Genomic DNA, 16,193 nt, shown 5'->3' with positions numbered 1-16,193 from the left:
CGCCGCAGTTTACGGCCTGGCAATGACGTCGCGAAGTCAGCGCGTGCCGGCGGCGGATGCGGGGAACAGATCGTCGGCCGCTGCGCTCTGGCGCGGCGACCAGCCTTCCAGCTGCAACAAGGCCTGCTTGGTCGGCAGGCCGCCGCCGAAGCCGGTCAGCGCACCGTTGGCGCCGATCACGCGGTGGCAGGGCAGCACGATCGGGAGTGGATTGCGGCCGTTCGCAGCGCCGACCGCGCGGCTGGCGGCCGGGCGTCCCACCGCGTGCGCGAGTTGCGCATAGCTCCAGGTCTGCCCGAACGGAATCTGCGCCAGTGTGTGCCAGACCTGCAGCTGGAATGGCGTGCCGGTCGGTGCCAGTGGCAGGTCGAAGCTGCGCCGCCCGCCATACAGATAGTCGAGCAATTGCTCACGTGCCTCGCGCACCAGCGGCGCATCAGGGTCGTGCTGCCAACGCGCGCGGCCGACCGCGTCGTAGCGGTTCTGCGCGAACAGGATGTGGTGCACGCCGGCAGCATCGGCGGCCACGCTGAGCGCGCCGATTGGCGAGGGAAAGGTGTCGTACTGCAATGTGCTCATGGGCGGGTGTCCTTGTGATCGACAGCGAGATGCCAAAGGTGCAATACGGCGTAGGCGCGCCACGGCCGCCAGGCCTGCGAGCGGGCTTCGGTGGCGCGCTCGCTCAGGCGCTCGGGCGTGCCGAGCACCTGCTGCAGGATCAGGTCGCCGGCCGGAAACGCGTCCGGATGCGAGAGCGCACGCATGGCGATGTAGTGCGCGGTCCACGGCCCGATGCCGGGCAAGGCCGTGCAGGCGGCGACGAACTCGGGCAGGCGCTGGCCGGCGCCGAAATGCAGCCGCCCTTGCACACACGCCGAGGCCAGCGCACGCAACGTGGCGGCGCGTGCACGCGGCAGGCCGAGTTGCTCCAGCGGCGCCTCGGCCAGCTGTGCCGGAGTCGGAAAGATGCGGTCCAGGCCGGGCGGCATCTCCACGTGATGGCCGCCATGCCGATCGACCAGCCGCGCGGCCAGCGTCGCCGCGCCGGCCACGCTGATCTGCTGGCCCAGCACGGCGCGCACGGCCACTTCGAAGCCGTCCCAGCCACCCGGCACGCGTAGGCCGGGGCGGCGCGCGATCGCCTCGGCCAGCAGCGGCTCGGCCGCCAGCGTGGCGTGCACCGCCTGCAGGTCTGCATCCAGATCGAACAGCCGGCGCACCCGCCGCACGATCTGCGGGATCTGGCGCGGGTCGGTCGCGCCGATGCGCAGCAGCAACTCCGCACGCTGCGGCGCCGCGCTGACCTCGATCAGCGTCGCGTTGCCCGGGGTGCCGATCACGCGCCGGTAGCCGCTGGCGTCGACCTGCTCGATACCCGGAATCGCGCGGCGCTGCAGAAACGCCAGCATCGCCGGCAGGTCCAGCGGCGGGCGATAGCCCAGGCGCAGGGTCAACTCGCCGCCTGGGACCTCCGCGCGCTGCTTGCGCAGCGCCGACGGCGGCATCCCGCAGCCTTCCAGGAACGCGGCGTTGAAGCGACGCAGGCTGTTGAAGCCGGCCGCCAGTGCGACCTCGGTGACCGGCAACGCGGTCTCGGTGAGCAACTGCTTGGCCAGCAGCAGCCGGCGCGTGCCATGCACCTGGATCGGGGTGGCACCGAGCTGCTGCACGAACTGCCGCTGCAGCTGGCGTGCGCTCAGGCCCACCGCGTCGGCCAGGGTCTGCACCGGCTGCTCCTGCAGGGCACCGTCGGCAATCATCGCCAGTGCGCGTTGCACGCTCTCTTCGCCCAGATGCTGCTGCGCCTGCGGCGACAGTTCGGGGCGGCAGCGCAGGCAGGGCCGGTAGCCGGCGGCACTGGCTGCCGCCGCGCTGGGGTAATAGCTGATGTTGCCCGGCTTGGGCGGCGGCGCCGGACAGACCGGCCGGCAGTAGATGCCGGTGCTGCGCATCGCGGTGAAGAACAGCCCGTCGAAGCGCGCATCGCGCGCCAGGCGGGCGCGGTCGCATTGGAGTCGGTCGGGCGTGGCGGTCTGCATGGCGCCAGTCTATGCGCTCACTCCAGCCGCGGCTGGCCGTTTTCGGACAGGGTTGCACCGCGCCTGTGTGTTCATGGCAGGGTCAAACGGTGGGCCCGTTCAGCCATAGACTGAGGGTGATCTCCGTCGCGGTCTGTTGCCTGACATCATGCTGAAACTGCTCTGCCTGTCCCTTTCCTGTGTCCTGGCGCTGGCGGCCTGCGACCGCACCGGTACCTCGGCCGATGCCGCCGCCACGCAACAAAGCGGCGCGGGGCAGGGCGATGGCGACCATATGGTGTCGGTGGATACACCCGAGCCGGTGGCGCCGCCGCGGCCGCGTGCACAGGCGGGCGAAGCCGGCTGGCCGCAGGCGGAGCTGGCCGCGGGCAAGGCCTGGATCAGTTGCGCCACCGATTACAGCAGCGACGCCGGCGATGGCACGCTGCTGCCGGCGCTGGACCGCGCCAGCGTGGAGGCAGCGCTGGCGCCGTGTCGCGACACCGGCCTGCTGCGGGTGCGCTATGCCGGCAAGATCAACGCCGGCTTCGCTGCGTTGGTGTGGCGGCTGGCCGCGGTGGCCGAGCAACTGCGGCTGCCGCATCGCATCCTGGACCTGGATTCCAGCGGCGGGCAGGTGGAAGCGGCGATTCGCGCCGGCGATGTCATCGGCGAATCCAACTGGACCATCTGGGTGCGCGAGGGCTCGATCTGCCACAGCGCCTGCGTGTTCGTGCTGGCCGCCGGCGACAACCGCCTGGTGGCTGGCAAGGTCGGCATCCACCGCATGATGCGGATCAGTTCCAAGGCCACCTCGCGCGCGGAACTCAATCGCGAATTGCGCGAGGTCTACGGCAACGTCAAGGATTATCTGGAGCGCAACGGCGTGGCGGTGGCGGTGGCCGACCTGATGATGACCGTGCCCAACCGCAGCCTGCGCCTGCTGACGATGGACGAGCTGCGCGAGTACGGGCTGGATGGCACCAACGCGGTGCAGGACGACCTGGAGCGCATCCGCCAGATGCGCAAGTGCGGCGACGCCTTCGTGCGCCGCAAGGACGCGTTTCTGGTCGCCTTCGATCACAAGTGCAAGGGCGAAGGCGCCGATCTGGAGGCGGTCAATGCCTGCGGCCTGGCCTTGAAGCAGCGCTTTGGTTTCCCGGATGCGGCCTGCCCGGAAGAAAGCCCGTTGGCCGAGACCGATGCCGCCGCGTTGCCGGCGACCGCCGCACCGGAGGCCGCGGCGGCGGTCGATGCAGCGCCGGGCGCATCGACCGCCGCGCCAACCGAGGCACCGGATGCAGCACCGGACGCGTCAGCCGCTGCCGAGCCAGCGCCGGGCCCCGCCCAGGGCGACGGCTGAGCTTCACGCGCACCGCACTGCCGGCTGCCTATGGTCGCGGCATATCACGGAGCCGGGGGGCGACATGCTTGGAAAGACGAAAGGTGTTGCGCTGGCGTATCTGCCATCGGCTCTGCTGGTGCTGGCCGGATTCGGCGTGGCCGAACTGCTGCAGGTGATCGCTGCGGCCAGCCGGGTGCAGTGGCCGGCCACGCTGGCAGTGTGGCTGAGCCTGGTGGCGCTGATCGCGGCCATCGCCCGCGCGCTGTGGATCAGCTGGCGGCTATGGCGGCCGCGCGGTGTCGCGGTGGTTCCGCCCGGCGGCGACATCTGATTTTTGAGTCAAGGCGTGCGTTCCCGGTACCCGGCTCGCGCGTCGTTTGCACACTCACCTCAACATGCAGCGCAGGTCTTAAACTGCCGCGCCCGCCGCGAACCCTGCGGTAGTTCCCATCCGTTTGCTACGCACAAGGTCATCTGCCCCATGTTCCGTCCTCGTCTGCTTGCCGCGCTGCTGTTGGCTCCCTCGCTGGTCCTGGCACAACAGCCGCAGACCGCTGCACGTCCGGCCGCCGCTCCCCAGGCGGCACCCGCGGCCAGCTCGGCGCAGCAGGCGCAGCTGACCAAACAGAACACCGAGATGACCCAGGCGGCGTTGCGGGTGGCGCAGATGGTCGACGCCAACCAGGTGGCCTCGCTATGGGATGGCGCATCCAGCGTCGCCAAGACCGCGGTCAAGCGCGATGTCTTCGTGAGCCAGATCGGTGCCGAACGTGCACGCCTGGGTGCAGTGGTCGGACGCGGGCAGGGCTCGGTGACGCGGGTCAAATACGCCGCCGGCGCGCAGGTGCCCGAAGGCCTGTACGTCAACGTCAGCTTCCCGACCCGGTTTGCCAAGGCCCAGCAGCCGGTACGCGAGCTGGTGTCGTTCCGCCTGGACGAGGACAAGACCTGGCGGCTCGCCGGTTACAGCCTGCGCGCGTCGATCAAGTGATCTTGCAGCGCATCGGGAGACCAGCGTGGAACTGACCATCGAACTACAGATGCTGGGCTGGGCCATGGTGCTCGGTCTGGTGCAACTACTGGTCGCTTCGGCCAGCATGACCGCCCAGCGCGGGACCAAGTGGAATGCCAGCGCCCGCGATGGCGACGCCAAGCCCTTGACCGGCATCGCGGCGCGGCTGGATCGCGCATTTCGCAACTATCAGGAAACGTTCCCGATCTTCGCTGCTGCGGTACTGGCGGTGAGCTTTGCCGGCCGTACCAATGCAGATACCGCACTGGGTGTGCAGCTGTACCTGTGGGCGCGCGTGGCTTACGTGCCGGCGTATGCGGCAGGCATTCCTTATTTGCGCAGCGCAATCTGGGTGGTGTCGTTCTGGGGCATCGTCAAACTGGTGCGGGCGTTGCTGGGCTGGTGACGCAGGCCGGGCTGCGTGCGCGTAGCCTGTGGTTATTGGCTGAGAAAACGCAGCGACAAGCCGCACGTCCGTGACTGCGGTGGTCCGCCTGCTCGGTCGTTGCTTGATCCTGATCAAGGCCGGCCAGCACCACTGCCGTTAAACTGAGAGCCGCTACCAAGACGGCTGCGCTTACCGCCATGCTTGCGTGCTCGATGCGGCAGGTGCCACGCGGACATGCCGGTTGCTCTGCGCCGACCGCATCCAGCTGACCATTGCATGCGAGGTCTTGTTAGCTCCTCTGGGTCTTGGTGGTGAAGGAGCGTGGCATGCAATCGGTGGATATCGCAGTCATTGGTGCCGGACCGGTCGGCCTGAGTTTTGCGCGGTCGTTGGCCGGCAGTGGCCTGTCGGTGCTGGTGGTCGACCAGCAGCCACGCGCGCAGCTGGCCGAGCCGGCCTTCGACGGGCGCGAGATCGCGCTGACCCATGCCTCGCGTGCATTGCTGGAGCAACTGGGCATCTGGCCGCAGTTTCCCGCCGATGCGATCTCGCCGCTGCGCGACGCCCGCGTCATGGACGGACATTCGCACTTCGCACTGACCTTCGCCGCGGCCGCGCGTGGTGCCGGCGATCTGGGCTGGCTGGTGCCCAATCATCTGATCCGTCGCGCGGCCTGGCAGGCGGTGCAGGCACAAGCTGCGTTGGAGATTCGCTGTGCCTGCACGCTGCAGGCCGTGCAGCAGCAGCGCGACCGCGTGGTGCTGCAGTTATCCGATGGGGAAACGGTGTCGGCGCGCCTGCTGGTGGCGGCCGACAGCCGTTTTTCCAGTACCCGGCGCCTGCTCGGCATCGGCGCGCAGCTGCGCGATTTCGGCAAGACCATGCTGGTGTGCCGGATGAGCCATGCGCTGCCGCACCGGCATGCCGCCTGGGAGTGGTTTGGCTATGGCAAGACGCTGGCGTTGTTGCCGCTGCAGGGCAATCGCGCCGGTGCGGTGCTGACCCTGCCGCCGCGACAGGTGGAGGCCTTGCTGGCGATGGATGCGGCGGACTTCAGTGCGGCGGTGACTGAGGCGTTCGAGCATCGGCTCGGACCGATGCAGCAGGACGGCAGCCGGCATGCCTATCCGCTGGTGGCGGCCTATGCGCAGCGCTTTGTGGCCGCGCGCGCCGCGCTGATCGGCGATGCGGCGGTGGGCATGCACCCGGTCACCGCGCATGGTTTCAATTTCGGATTGCAGAGCCAGGCGCGCCTGGCCGAGCGTGTGTGCGCGGCTGCCGCCGCTGGGCGCGACATCGGGGCTGCGGCCCTGCTGCAGGGCTACGAGCGGGCGCACCGGCTGGCGACGCGGCCGCTGTACGAAGCGACCAATGCATTGGCCGCGCTGTATACCGACGACCGTGCGCCGGCCCGCCTGCTACGACGTGGCGCCTTGCGTGCGGCGCATGCGGTGGCGCCGTTCAAGCAGGCGATTGCGGCGCATCTGACCCAGCGCAGCGTCTGACGTATTGAAGTGGGAGCGGGGAGGCGCAGTGCGTGCAGCGCTGCGCTGTGGTCCCCATGCGTAGTGGCCTGCAACGGTGTTCGACGCGCGGGCGTGCAATGCGGTTATCGGCCCGTTCGCAGGTGCGCATGCGGCAATCAGGCGGGACGATCAGGCCGGATTTACATGAGGCCGGCTTTGATCAGGCGCGCCTCGGTCAGGCATGCAGCAATCAGGCCGGCGCGTTGACCCGCGCAACAATCGCATCGATCGCGGTGCGCGCATCGCCGCTGCGCAAGGCGTCTTCCAGCAGTGGAATCACCCAGGCGCAGCCGGCGTTGGTGACGTCTGCGCGCCAGCCGCCTGGCCAGCCTTCCAGCTCATGCAAGGCCAGCATGCTGCAACCGCCGCGCTCGGCATGACCACCACGGATCGACTGCTCGAACCAGAACGGCGTGTCCGAATCGACGTCGATCGAAAAGATGTAGACATCGTGGTCCGGATCGTCCGCCGAGGGCGCGTTGTTGCGCCAGCTGACCTGCACCACGCTCATTCTGCCGGCTCCGCATCGGGGTCCAGCGCCAGCACGCGGATCTCCACATCGTCCAGCTGCACGCGCTGGCCGGGGCGGATCTTGGCGGTCTTGCGCAGTTCCTGCACGCCATCGACGCTGACTGCGCCGCTGGCGACGATCGCCTTGCCCTGGCCACCGCTGTCGGCAATACCGGCCAGCTTGAGCAACTGGTTGAGTTCGATGTACTCGCCGTCCAGGTCGAATTCCAGAAATTGCATGGTGCGCTCGGTGACAGGAAGACGGCGATTATCCGCCCGTCGCAGCCGACAACACCACCGTGCCGAACGCAGCCCCGGCAGGTGGAGTCGGGGCAACAGCGCAACGCAGAGGCGCCAGCGGCGGACACGACGCCGGAGGCGCGGTGCGGCGCGGCACGCTTATTCGCGTCGAAAACGTGCAATTTCGTCCAGCATGCTTTCGGCGCGCACGACGCCGGGCCCGGCATGCGCGTTGTCGATGCGCTCCAGCCACGGATGGCGTTTGCGCTGCAGCCGTCGATAGCCGAACCAGGTGCCGATGCCGCCGAGCACGCCCACCAGCAGATTGAGCAGCAGCCAGTCGTGCGGCAGGGTCAGGCCGCTCAGCCCGCGCCAGCCGGCGTCGGCCACGGCCACCCACAGCACCCAGAACGCCACGCCCAGCCACGGGGCCACCCGCGTGCGCCAGCGCCGCAGCTGCGCGAGCGCGCGCTGCGTCGGCAGCAGCGGTCCGGCAAAGTCCAGTTGCGCCAGCAGCTGCAGCTGCCGTAGTGCGGAGATCGCCAGTGCAATGCTCCACAGCTGCAGCAGCACGCCGCCGATGATCGCCGCAACCTGATCGGTGTGGGCAAGCCAGCTGCGCGCGATCACGATGTGCAGCGCCACGGCGAACAGCAATTGCGCGGATTGGCTCAGCCACAGCGGGCGCAGGCTGGTGCGCGCCGCATGGCCACGCACCTGGCCGACGATGTGGCCGATCTGCGTGCTGTGCTGATCCAGGCGGTGTTCCATCGCGTGCCAGGCGCGTTGCATGTCGTCGAGTTCCATCGAGTGATCCTTGGGCGAAGTGGGTGGTCAGAGTTCGGCGCGGATGCGCGCCTTGAGGCGGCTGAGTTTCGTGGCGACATTGGTCTCGCTGATGCCGAGCACCTCGCCGATCTCGCGGTAGCTGTGCGCGTCCAGGTACAGCAGCATCAAGGCGCGTTCCAGCGGCGGCAGCTGGGCGATGAAGCCGTGGAGCGCGGCGACCTGCTGCGCGTGTGCCGGGTCGCGCGCCAGCGGGTCGGCGATGCTGTCGGCCACTGCCTCCAGCGGGAGCGGGTCCTGCGGCGCGCGGCTGCGGCCGCGCAGATCGCTGATCGCCACGTTCAAGGCAATGCGATACATCCAGGTGGAAAAGCGCCGGCCGGCGTCGTAGCCGGGAAATGCGCGCCATAACTGCACAGTGATGTCTTGCGCCAGCTCGGCGCGGTCGTCCGGGTTCCAGCAATAGCTGGCCGTGACCTTCAGGACGATGCCGCGGTGCTGCTGCAGCAAGGCGTTGAAGCGGGTGTGCAGGTCTGTTTCCAGGGACATGGCTCCGGCCGGGTGGGTGGATGACAAGGGTCGAGGAGATGATTCGCCGCAGCGGGCAAATCCTCACAAGCTGAACGGACTGTCACGGAAATTTCGACAGCAGGGGGCCTGAAGGCGCACACTATGCTGCTTTGCGCCTGCCGGCTCCGTGCGGCGCCTCCGGAGTTACCCAATGACCCAAGAATCTCCCGCGCCGCTGCTGTTTGCAGACCTCGGCCTCTCAGACGCTGTGATGAAGGCCGTTGCCGCCGTCGGCTACGAGTCGCCGTCGCCGATCCAGGCCGCCACCATTCCCGCGCTGCTGGCCGGCCGCGACGTGCTCGGCCAGGCGCAGACCGGCACCGGCAAGACCGCCGCGTTCGCGCTGCCGGTGCTGTCCAACGCCGACCTCAATCAGCTCAAGCCGCAGGCGCTGGTGCTGGCCCCGACCCGCGAGCTGGCCATCCAGGTCGCCGAGGCGTTCCAGAAATATGCCGAAGCCATTCCCGGCTTCCGCGTGCTGCCAGTCTACGGCGGCCAGCCCTACGCCCAGCAGCTGAGCGCGCTCAAGCGCGGCGTGCATGTGGTGGTCGGCACTCCCGGCCGCGTGATCGATCACCTGGACCGCGGCACGCTGGACCTGTCCCAGCTCAAGACGCTGGTGCTGGACGAAGCCGACGAAATGCTGCGCATGGGCTTTATCGACGACGTCGAAGCGGTGCTGAAGAAGTTGCCGGAAAAGCGCCAGGTGGCGCTGTTCTCGGCGACCATGCCGCCGGCGATCCGCCGTATCGCGCAGACCTATCTGAAGGACCCTGCCGAAGTCACCATCGCGGCCAAGACCACCACCTCGGCCAATATCCGCCAGCGCTACTGGTGGGTAAGCGGCCTGCACAAGCTGGACGCGCTGACCCGCATTCTCGAAGTCGAACCGTTCGACGGCATGATCATCTTCGCCCGCACCAAGGCCGCTACCGAAGAGCTGGCGCAGAAGCTGCAGGCACGCGGCATGGCCGCGGCGGCCATCAACGGCGACATGCAGCAGGCCGCCCGCGAGAAGACCATTGCCCAGCTCAAGGACGGCAAGCTCGACATCCTGGTCGCCACCGACGTGGCCGCGCGCGGCCTGGACGTGGAGCGCGTCAGCCACGTGCTGAACTACGACATTCCGTACGACACCGAAAGCTACGTGCACCGCATCGGCCGTACCGGCCGTGCCGGCCGCAATGGCGATGCGATCCTGTTCGTCACCCCGCGCGAGAAGGGTATGCTGCGCTCGATCGAGCGCGCCACCCGTCAGCCGATCGAAGAGATGCAGCTGCCGAGCGTGGATGCGGTCAACGACACCCGCGTGGCGCGTTTCATGACCCGCATCACCGAGACCCTGGCCGGCGGCCAGATCGAGATGTATCGCGATCTGCTGCAGCGCTACGAGAGCGAGAACAACGTGCCGGCGATCGATATCGCCGCGGCGATGGCCAAGTTGCTGCAGGGCGATGCGCCATTTCTGCTGACCCCGCCGGTGCGTGGTGCACGCGAGGAATTCGCACCGCGCGAGCGTAACGATCGCGGCGACCGCAATGATCGCGGCGAGCGTCCGCGCTTCGAGCCGAAGTTCGAGCGTGGCCCGCGTGCCGATGGCGAGCGCGCGGCACGCCCGCCGCGTGCGGAACGTCCGGCGTTCGCCAGTGACGGCGCTGGCGCCGAGCGTCCGCGTCGCGATCCGGTTGCGCCGCGCGGCGAGCCGGAGTTCGGCATGGAGAGCTACCGCATCGAAGTGGGCCACACCCACGGCGTGAAGCCGGCCAATATCGTCGGCGCGATCGCCAACGAAGCCGGTCTGGAAAGCCGCTACATCGGCCGTATCGACATCCAGGACGATTATTCGATCCTGGACCTGCCGGCCGACATGCCGCGCGAGCTGCTGACGCACCTGAAAAAGGTCTGGGTGTCCGGCCAGCAGCTCAACATGCGCAAGCTGGAAGAAGGCGAGGCGGCCGCATCGCCGTCCAGGCCGCGCTTCCCGCGGGGCGGCAAGCCGTCCGGTCGCCCGAATGGTCCGAGCCGTCCGATGGACCGTGCCGGCGCGCCGCATCGCAAGGGTCCTCCCAAGCCCCGCGGCGAGTAAGCGTCGCTGACAACCCGGCGGCGTGCGGCGGTCCGGCCCACACTGCCGGTCGTCGTGACCGCTATGTTCTTTGATGCATAGCGGTGGGCAGGCATCATGTGCTGACACCGCGGAGATTGCCGGCGGCGTCCTGTTAGCCGGGCTAAGTTCTGCTCCGGCCGCGGTCAAGCGGGCGCTGCCATACAGACTGCGCCGTTGCGGCCGCTACTGCCTTCAGGCGCCCACTGGGCGCCTGAATCGCATTGGGCGGCGGCAGGGTTCGAGGATGACAATGGCGCAGATGGCGGGCGGCAACAGCGGTAGGCAGACCATGCATCTGATGCGCGGCTGGTTGACGCTTCCCTTGACCTTGTTGATCGGCATGGCCATCAGCATGGCGGTGCTCTCGGCGCTGATGATCGAGGTGCAGTCCGGTTCCACCGCCTGGATTGTTGGTCAAAGCCATTGGTCCAACGCCCAGCAGGAGTCGGTGTACTGGTTGGAGCGCTATCTCAGTAGCGGCGATCCGGCCGATCTGCAGGCCGCCTGTCGCGCACTGGAAGTGCCGTTGGGCGATCGTGCGGCGCGCCAGGCGGTCGAGCGGCCTGTGATCGACTGGGACGCGGTGTACGCCGGTCTTGCGGCGGGGCGCAATGCCCGCCAGGACATGCCGCAAATGGTGCGGCTGTACCGCTACGGCCAGGTGTTTCCCTATCTGAGCGAGGCGATCGCGTTGTGGAAACACACCGACGCCGACATTTTGCAGCTGAGCGTCCTGGCCGACCGGTCGGCATCTGCGCAAGCCACCAGCCGGCCGGATCCGCGCGCGTTACAGAACTTGCGCGAAGACCTGCATCTGCTGGATGCGCGCATGCGCCGCGATGCCGAACGGTTTCAGGCCTTGCTGATCCGCTGCGCGCGGCTGCTGCACGATGTGATGGTGATCTGCAGCCTGGCGACCTTGTTGCTGGTGCTGACTACCTGCGTGCTGGCGATGCGCCGCATCCGTGATTATCTGCTCTCGCACGAAGGCCGCTTTCGTACCGCGTTTCAACAGGCGGCGCTGGGCATGGTCAAGTTCGACCTGCGTGGCCGCGTGCTCGATGCCAATGCCTCGATGGCCAACATCCTGCGCTACCGGCCGGAGGAGCTGCAGGCCTGCACGTTGGCCGAGGTGATGCATCCGGACGACATCGCGCTGGACAGCCGCGGCCTGATCGACTGGCCGACCCTGCTGCAGTCCGGCGAGCGGCGCTTCCTGCGCGCCGACGGCGGGGTGATGTGGGGGCGCTGGAGTGCCTCGCTGGTGGAGCCGGGCCCGGAAGAGCCGACCCTGGTGCTGGCAGTGATCGAAGATGTCTCGCATGCGCACGAGCTGGCCGACGAAGTGGCCTTCCATGCGCGCCACGATGCCCTGACCGGCCTGATCAACCGCCGCGAGATCGAACGCCGGCTGCTGCGCCTGATCGAGCCCCCGCAATCGCCGCAGCTCTGCCATGCGCTGTGCTTCGTCGACCTGGATCACTTCAAGCTGGTCAACGACACCTTCGGGCATGCGGTGGGCGACAAATTCCTGTGTCACTTCGCCGACGTGATCACCATGCAGTTGCGCCCCGGCGACTGGCTGGGGCGGCTGGGCGGCGACGAGTTTGCGATCCTGCTGGCCAATACCGACCTGGCGCAGGCGCAAACCGTGCTCGAGCGCATGCATGCGGTGCTGGGTCAGCCATGGAGTCATCAGGGCGGACGGCCGCTGACGCCGAGTTGCAGCTTCGGCGTGGTGGAAATCCGCCAGGGCGCCAGCGACGTCAATGCCTTGATGACCGCCGCCGACCTGGCCTGTTACGCGGCCAAGGAAGAGGGGCGCAACCGGATTCGCTGTTTCGGCGAAAACGATCTGGCGCTGGCGCGGCGCCGCCACGACGGCGGCTGGATCAGCGCAGTGCAGCAGGCCATCGCCGAGGACCGCCTGCTGCTGTATGCGCAGAAAATCCAGGTGTTGAACGACCCGGGACGCCTGCAGTACGAAGTGCTGGTGCGCATGCGCGCGCGCGACGGGCGGGTACTGAGTCCGGGCGAATTCCTGCCTGCGGTGGAGCGCTACGGGCTGGGACGCATGGTCGATGTGCATGTGCTGGAAACGCTGTGTGCGCAGCTGGCGGCCAATCCGCTGCACGTGGCTACCCTGGATATGTGCCACGTCAACCTGTCTGCGCAGTCGATTGCGCAACCGGATTTCCTCGATTTCGTGTGGGCCTTGTTCGAGCGCTACCCGAGCCTGGTGCCCAAGCTGTGCATGGAGATCACCGAGACCGCCGTCATCGGCGATCTGGAGCACGCGCGGCGCTTCGTGCAGAGCGTGCGCGCGCGCGGTTGCCATGTGGCGCTGGATGATTTCGGCAGCGGCCTGGCCTCGTTCGGCTATCTCAAGCAATTCACCGTGGATGTCCTCAAGATCGACTGCGGCTTCGTGCGCAACTACGCGCATGACGCGGTGGACCGCGCGGCAGTGCACTCGATCGCGCAGGTGGGCCTGGCGCTGGGGATCGAAGTGGTGGCCGAGGGCGTGGAGTCGGAGGCGGACATCCCCGGCCTGCGCGAGGCCGGCGTGGGCCAGGTGCAGGGCTTCAGCCTGCATCGCCCATGCCCGCTGGACGAACTGCTGCATGCCGGGCAACCGCTATTGGCGGTGTCCGGATAGCGCAGTGCGCGCGGGCCGCTCCAAATCGCCGATAATTGCCCGATGACGACCCGACTCAATAAATACATCGCCGAAACCGGCTTCTGCTCCCGCCGCGAGGCCGATCGCCTGATCGGCGAACGCCGGGTCACCGTCAATGGCGTGGCTGCCGGCACCGGTGCGGTGGTGGGCGAGGACGACACCGTGCTGGTGGACGGCCAGCCGCTGCGCACGCGCGCTGCCAGCAAGCCCGGTGGCCGCAAGCACGTCTACATCGCGCTCAACAAGCCGGTGGGCATCACCTGCACCACCGAAAGCTCGGTCAAGGGCAACATCGTCGAATTCGTCGGCCACGAGCAGCGCATCTTTCCGGTCGGCCGGCTCGACAAGGAGTCCGAGGGGCTGATCCTGATGACCAGCAACGGCAATATCGTCAACGAGATCCTGCGCGCGGAAAATCGCCACCAGAAGGAATATCTGGTCGCGGTCAACAAGCCGGTCACCGACGAATTCCTGCGCGGCATGGCGCGCGGCGTGCGCATCCACAACGAGACCACGTTGCCGTGCCGCACCGCGCGCATCGCCAAGTTCGGCTTCCGCATCGTGCTGGAGCAGGGTTTGAATCGGCAGATCCGCCTGATGTCTGCCGAATTCGGCTACCGCGTAACCCAGCTGCGTCGGGTGCGCATCGACAACATCAAGCTGGCTGCGCTCAAGCCAGGCCAGTGGCGCAATCTGAGCGATGCGGAATTGCGCGGCTTGCTGCCGCAACGCACCGATTGGTGAGCTTTTCAGGCGCGCTGGGCTGAACGGCAGCGGCACGGTGCGTCGGCGTGTCATGTGCAGCCCGATGGTCGCGCATGACAGGCTCGGTCATACTTGCGCCGCTGACAGCCAGCTGGGGAGCGGGCAGAGTGATCAAACCGACATTGCCGGACAACGAAGCCGAACGACTGGCTGCGCTGCGTCAGTACGAGGTGCTGGATTCGCCGCCCGAGCGTGCCTTCGACGACCTCACCATGATTGCGTCCACGTTGTGCGAAACGCAGATGGCGGCGGTGGTGCTGGTGGATGAAGACCGGCAATGGTTCAAGTCCGCACATGGCGCGCCGCGCGGTGAAGCCCCGCGCGATATCTCGTTCTGCGCGCATGCGATCCTGCGCCCGGACGAAGTGATGATGGTCGACGACACCTTGCTCGACCCGCGCTTCCACGACAATCCGATGGTGACTGGCAGCTCTGCGGTGCGCTTCTATGCCGGCGCGCCGTTGGTGACCAGCGAGGGCATGGCGCTGGGTTCGCTATGTGTGTTCGACCAGACCCCGGCGCATCTGCGCGAAGAGCAGCGGCAGGCCCTGCAGGCATTGTCGCGGCAGGCCTCGCATCTGCTGGAACTGCGTCTGGCCGGCAAGCGCCTGCGCCAGCAACTGCATGAGCGTGAGTGGTACGAGCAGCAGCTGGCCGGTTACTACGCGCAAATGGATGCGTTGAATGCCGATCTGGTCGAGCAGACCCGCACCGATCCACTGACCGGGTTGCCCAATCGACGCGCGTTTGCGGCCGCGCTGGCTGCGGCCATGGAACAGACGCGCGCGGCGGGCCAGCCGTTGTCGGTGGCGTTGCTGGACGTGGACCACTTCAAGACCGTCAACGACGTGCACGGGCATGATCAGGGCGATGTGGTGCTGCGCGAGCTGTCGGCATTGCTGCGCGCGCATGTGGCCGGTGCCGGCACCATTGCGCGCTATGGCGGCGAGGAGTTCGTGCTGCTGCTGCCCAACGTGGATCTGCTGCAGGCGCGCGTGCAGTGCGAATACCTGCGCCAGAGCGTGGCGGTGATGACGATCGCGCTGCCGGTGACGGTGAGTATCGGCGTGGCCACGCTGCATCCGCAGGAGAGCGTGGAAGCTGTGATCAAGCGCGCCGACCAGGCCCTGTATGCGGCCAAGCGTGGCGGGCGCGATCAGGTGGTGGCGTTGGGGTAGGGGGCGTGCGCACGCGGGTGCGTCATCGACAAGGCCGGTCGCGGCCTGGGCCGCTGCGACGGTGACGTTTGTTGGTTGCGCTGTGCAGTCAGTCGACGATGTTCTTCGCCTCGGCAGTGCCGAGCAGTTCCGGGTGCACGATCTTGCGCCGGCGTTCCAGCACCGGATGCAGGAACACCGCGCCGAGAATGATCGCCACGCCGAGATAGAACTGCAGGGTCAGCTCGCGTTGCTCGCCGAGCAGGGCGATCGCCAGCACGATGGCGTAGACCGGTTCCAGGTTGGTCACCAGCTGCACCGAGTAGGCGCTGAGATGGCGCAGCGCCACCAATGCCAGCGCAAACGGCAGCAGCGTGCAGGCCAGCGACAGCACCAGCAGCAGGACGCCGTCGTGCAGGCTGGGGATGATCATCAGGTCGCCATGCAGCGACGGCAGCAACAACGGCATGGCCGGCGCCAGCACGGTCAGGGTCAACGTGCCGGCGCCGAGCTCAAGTGCGGTGACGGTGAGCGGGTCGGCATGCGCGACCATGCGCTTGTTGAGCGAGCCGAACAGGCCGACGAACACCGCCGAAATCGCGCCGACCACCACGCCGGCACGCATGCCATCCGGCACCCCGCCGACCACCAGCGCCACGCCGGGCAACACCGCCAGGCCGAACAGCAGTTCGCGCGGGCGGAAGGGGCGTTGCGTCACCCATGGCTCGATCACGGCGGTGAACACCGGCGCCAGTGCAATGCAGGTCGCCGCCACCGAGGCATTGGCCAGCTTGATCGCGCCCTAGAAGGTCAGCCAGTGCAAGGCCACCAAGGCGCCGATGCCGCAATAGCCCAGCACCACCCGCGCGGACAAGCCGCGCAGCCCGCGCCACACGCGCGGCAACAGCGCCAGCGCCACCACCACGATCAACATGCGCCACCACACCAACGGCAATGCCGGCAGCGTGATCAGCTTGCCCAGGATCGCGGTGATGCCCCAGAGCAGGACGCAGAAATGGATTTGCAGTTGCGCCTTGTGCAGGTCGGTCGTGGGCATGCGCCATTGTCGCCGAAGACGCGCCGCGACGC

General features: G+C 67.9%; 15 protein-coding genes, 1 other RNA gene and 1 pseudogene. 10 read left to right on the top strand and 7 right to left on the bottom strand.

Annotated features, from left to right (window positions below; translation table 11 throughout):
• Positions 1-36 precede the first annotated feature (36 nt).
• Both LL972_RS06165 and LL972_RS06160 read right to left on the bottom strand, forming a co-directional pair.
• Entirely contained in the window at positions 37-579 is a 543-nt protein-coding gene (locus tag LL972_RS06165) for a methylated-DNA--[protein]-cysteine S-methyltransferase (RefSeq protein ID WP_228326827.1), read from the bottom strand.
• The gene (locus LL972_RS06160) at positions 576-2,039 is read right to left on the bottom strand and encodes an AlkA N-terminal domain-containing protein (protein ID WP_228326826.1); all 1,464 of its coding nucleotides are present in this window, start codon (positions 2,037-2,039) and stop codon (positions 576-578) included. Before LL972_RS06160 ends, LL972_RS06165 begins: the two co-directional genes overlap by 4 nt.
• 148 nt (positions 2,040-2,187) lie before the next feature.
• Between LL972_RS06160 and LL972_RS06155 the strand changes: the two genes are divergently transcribed.
• The 6 genes from LL972_RS06155 to ubiM all read left to right on the top strand — a co-directional run bounded on the left by LL972_RS06155 (position 2,188) and on the right by ubiM (position 6,268).
• Entirely contained in the window at positions 2,188-3,381 is a 1,194-nt protein-coding gene (locus LL972_RS06155) for a hypothetical protein (RefSeq protein ID WP_228326825.1), read from the top strand.
• A gap of 64 nt (positions 3,382-3,445) precedes the next feature.
• Positions 3,446-3,694: a hypothetical protein gene (locus LL972_RS06150; protein WP_228326824.1), complete on the top strand. Its 249-nt coding sequence runs from the start codon at positions 3,446-3,448 to the stop codon at positions 3,692-3,694.
• A 150-nt stretch (positions 3,695-3,844) separates the two neighbouring features.
• Positions 3,845-4,354, top strand: a complete 510-nt coding sequence (locus tag LL972_RS06145) for a DUF4019 domain-containing protein (RefSeq protein ID WP_228326823.1) — start codon at positions 3,845-3,847, stop codon at positions 4,352-4,354.
• 25 nt (positions 4,355-4,379) lie between these two features.
• Positions 4,380-4,781: an MAPEG family protein gene (locus LL972_RS06140; protein WP_228326822.1), complete on the top strand. Its 402-nt coding sequence runs from the start codon at positions 4,380-4,382 to the stop codon at positions 4,779-4,781.
• A gap of 201 nt (positions 4,782-4,982) precedes the next feature.
• Positions 4,983-5,058, top strand: a non-coding RNA gene (locus tag LL972_RS06135) — sX9 sRNA.
• Positions 5,059-5,089: 31 nt separating this feature from the next.
• Positions 5,090-6,268: a 5-demethoxyubiquinol-8 5-hydroxylase UbiM gene (gene ubiM, locus LL972_RS06130; protein WP_228326821.1), complete on the top strand. Its 1,179-nt coding sequence runs from the start codon at positions 5,090-5,092 to the stop codon at positions 6,266-6,268.
• Positions 6,269-6,479: 211 nt separating this feature from the next.
• Here ubiM and LL972_RS06125 read toward each other — a convergent pair whose 3' ends face one another.
• From LL972_RS06125 to LL972_RS06110, 4 genes are all read right to left on the bottom strand, one after another.
• Positions 6,480-6,800 carry a hypothetical protein gene (locus LL972_RS06125; RefSeq protein WP_228326820.1) on the bottom strand — a complete coding sequence of 107 codons (321 nt, stop codon included), beginning with the start codon at positions 6,798-6,800 and terminating at the stop codon, positions 6,480-6,482.
• Entirely contained in the window at positions 6,797-7,039 is a 243-nt protein-coding gene (locus LL972_RS06120; RefSeq protein ID WP_104535850.1) for an RNA-binding S4 domain-containing protein, read from the bottom strand. The genes LL972_RS06125 and LL972_RS06120 overlap by 4 nt, the downstream gene beginning before the upstream one ends.
• 159 nt (positions 7,040-7,198) lie before the next feature.
• Positions 7,199-7,846 (bottom strand): hypothetical protein, encoded by a 648-nt coding sequence (locus LL972_RS06115; RefSeq protein ID WP_228326819.1) that lies wholly within the window; start codon positions 7,844-7,846, stop codon positions 7,199-7,201.
• 27 nt (positions 7,847-7,873) lie between these two features.
• Entirely contained in the window at positions 7,874-8,374 is a 501-nt protein-coding gene (locus LL972_RS06110; RefSeq protein ID WP_228326818.1) for an RNA polymerase sigma factor, read from the bottom strand.
• Positions 8,375-8,546: 172 nt separating this feature from the next.
• On the opposite strand from LL972_RS06110, the gene LL972_RS06105 reads away from it, so the two are divergent.
• The 4 genes from LL972_RS06105 to LL972_RS06090 all read left to right on the top strand — a co-directional run bounded on the left by LL972_RS06105 (position 8,547) and on the right by LL972_RS06090 (position 15,125).
• The gene (locus tag LL972_RS06105; protein WP_228326817.1) at positions 8,547-10,481 is read left to right on the top strand and encodes a DEAD/DEAH box helicase; all 1,935 of its coding nucleotides are present in this window, start codon (positions 8,547-8,549) and stop codon (positions 10,479-10,481) included.
• A gap of 271 nt (positions 10,482-10,752) precedes the next feature.
• The gene (locus LL972_RS06100) at positions 10,753-13,161 is read left to right on the top strand and encodes a putative bifunctional diguanylate cyclase/phosphodiesterase (protein ID WP_228326816.1); all 2,409 of its coding nucleotides are present in this window, start codon (positions 10,753-10,755) and stop codon (positions 13,159-13,161) included.
• A 42-nt stretch (positions 13,162-13,203) separates the two neighbouring features.
• On the top strand, positions 13,204-13,926 hold the full coding sequence (locus LL972_RS06095; RefSeq protein ID WP_016903964.1) for a pseudouridine synthase: 723 nt from the start codon (positions 13,204-13,206) through the stop codon (positions 13,924-13,926).
• Positions 13,927-14,000: 74 nt separating this feature from the next.
• Positions 14,001-15,125, top strand: coding sequence for a diguanylate cyclase (locus tag LL972_RS06090; protein ID WP_429002120.1), 1,125 nt, complete (start codon positions 14,001-14,003; stop codon positions 15,123-15,125).
• A gap of 88 nt (positions 15,126-15,213) precedes the next feature.
• Here the strand turns inward: LL972_RS06090 and LL972_RS06085 are convergent.
• Positions 15,214-16,161, bottom strand: a pseudogene (locus LL972_RS06085) (DMT family transporter).
• Positions 16,162-16,193: the final 32 nt, after the last annotated feature.

Source organism: Xanthomonas campestris pv. asclepiadis (assembly GCF_020784175.1).
In the GTDB taxonomy this organism is placed as follows: domain Bacteria; phylum Pseudomonadota; class Gammaproteobacteria; order Xanthomonadales; family Xanthomonadaceae; genus Xanthomonas; species Xanthomonas campestris_D.
This window is presented reverse-complemented; position numbering and strand designations above follow the sequence as displayed.

What these genes read in the sequence shown, in the direction of transcription:
- LL972_RS06165 (WP_228326827.1), bottom strand. Translation starts at nt 579, where the DNA reads ATGAGCACATTGCAGTACGACACCTTTCCCTCGCCAATCGGCGCGCTC.
- LL972_RS06160 (WP_228326826.1), bottom strand. Translation starts at nt 2,039, where the DNA reads ATGCAGACCGCCACGCCCGACCGACTCCAATGCGACCGCGCCCGCCTG.
- LL972_RS06155 (WP_228326825.1), top strand. Translation starts at nt 2,188, where the DNA reads ATGCTGAAACTGCTCTGCCTGTCCCTTTCCTGTGTCCTGGCGCTGGCG.
- LL972_RS06150 (WP_228326824.1), top strand. Translation starts at nt 3,446, where the DNA reads ATGCTTGGAAAGACGAAAGGTGTTGCGCTGGCGTATCTGCCATCGGCT.
- LL972_RS06145 (WP_228326823.1), top strand. Translation starts at nt 3,845, where the DNA reads ATGTTCCGTCCTCGTCTGCTTGCCGCGCTGCTGTTGGCTCCCTCGCTG.
- ubiM (WP_228326821.1), top strand. Translation starts at nt 5,090, where the DNA reads ATGCAATCGGTGGATATCGCAGTCATTGGTGCCGGACCGGTCGGCCTG.
- LL972_RS06125 (WP_228326820.1), bottom strand. Translation starts at nt 6,800, where the DNA reads ATGAGCGTGGTGCAGGTCAGCTGGCGCAACAACGCGCCCTCGGCGGAC.
- LL972_RS06120 (WP_104535850.1), bottom strand. Translation starts at nt 7,039, where the DNA reads ATGCAATTTCTGGAATTCGACCTGGACGGCGAGTACATCGAACTCAAC.
- LL972_RS06115 (WP_228326819.1), bottom strand. Translation starts at nt 7,846, where the DNA reads ATGGAACTCGACGACATGCAACGCGCCTGGCACGCGATGGAACACCGC.
- LL972_RS06110 (WP_228326818.1), bottom strand. Translation starts at nt 8,374, where the DNA reads ATGTCCCTGGAAACAGACCTGCACACCCGCTTCAACGCCTTGCTGCAG.
- LL972_RS06105 (WP_228326817.1), top strand. Translation starts at nt 8,547, where the DNA reads ATGACCCAAGAATCTCCCGCGCCGCTGCTGTTTGCAGACCTCGGCCTC.
- LL972_RS06100 (WP_228326816.1), top strand. Translation starts at nt 10,753, where the DNA reads ATGGCGCAGATGGCGGGCGGCAACAGCGGTAGGCAGACCATGCATCTG.
- LL972_RS06095 (WP_016903964.1), top strand. Translation starts at nt 13,204, where the DNA reads ATGACGACCCGACTCAATAAATACATCGCCGAAACCGGCTTCTGCTCC.
- LL972_RS06090 (WP_429002120.1), top strand. Translation starts at nt 14,001, where the DNA reads ATGACAGGCTCGGTCATACTTGCGCCGCTGACAGCCAGCTGGGGAGCG.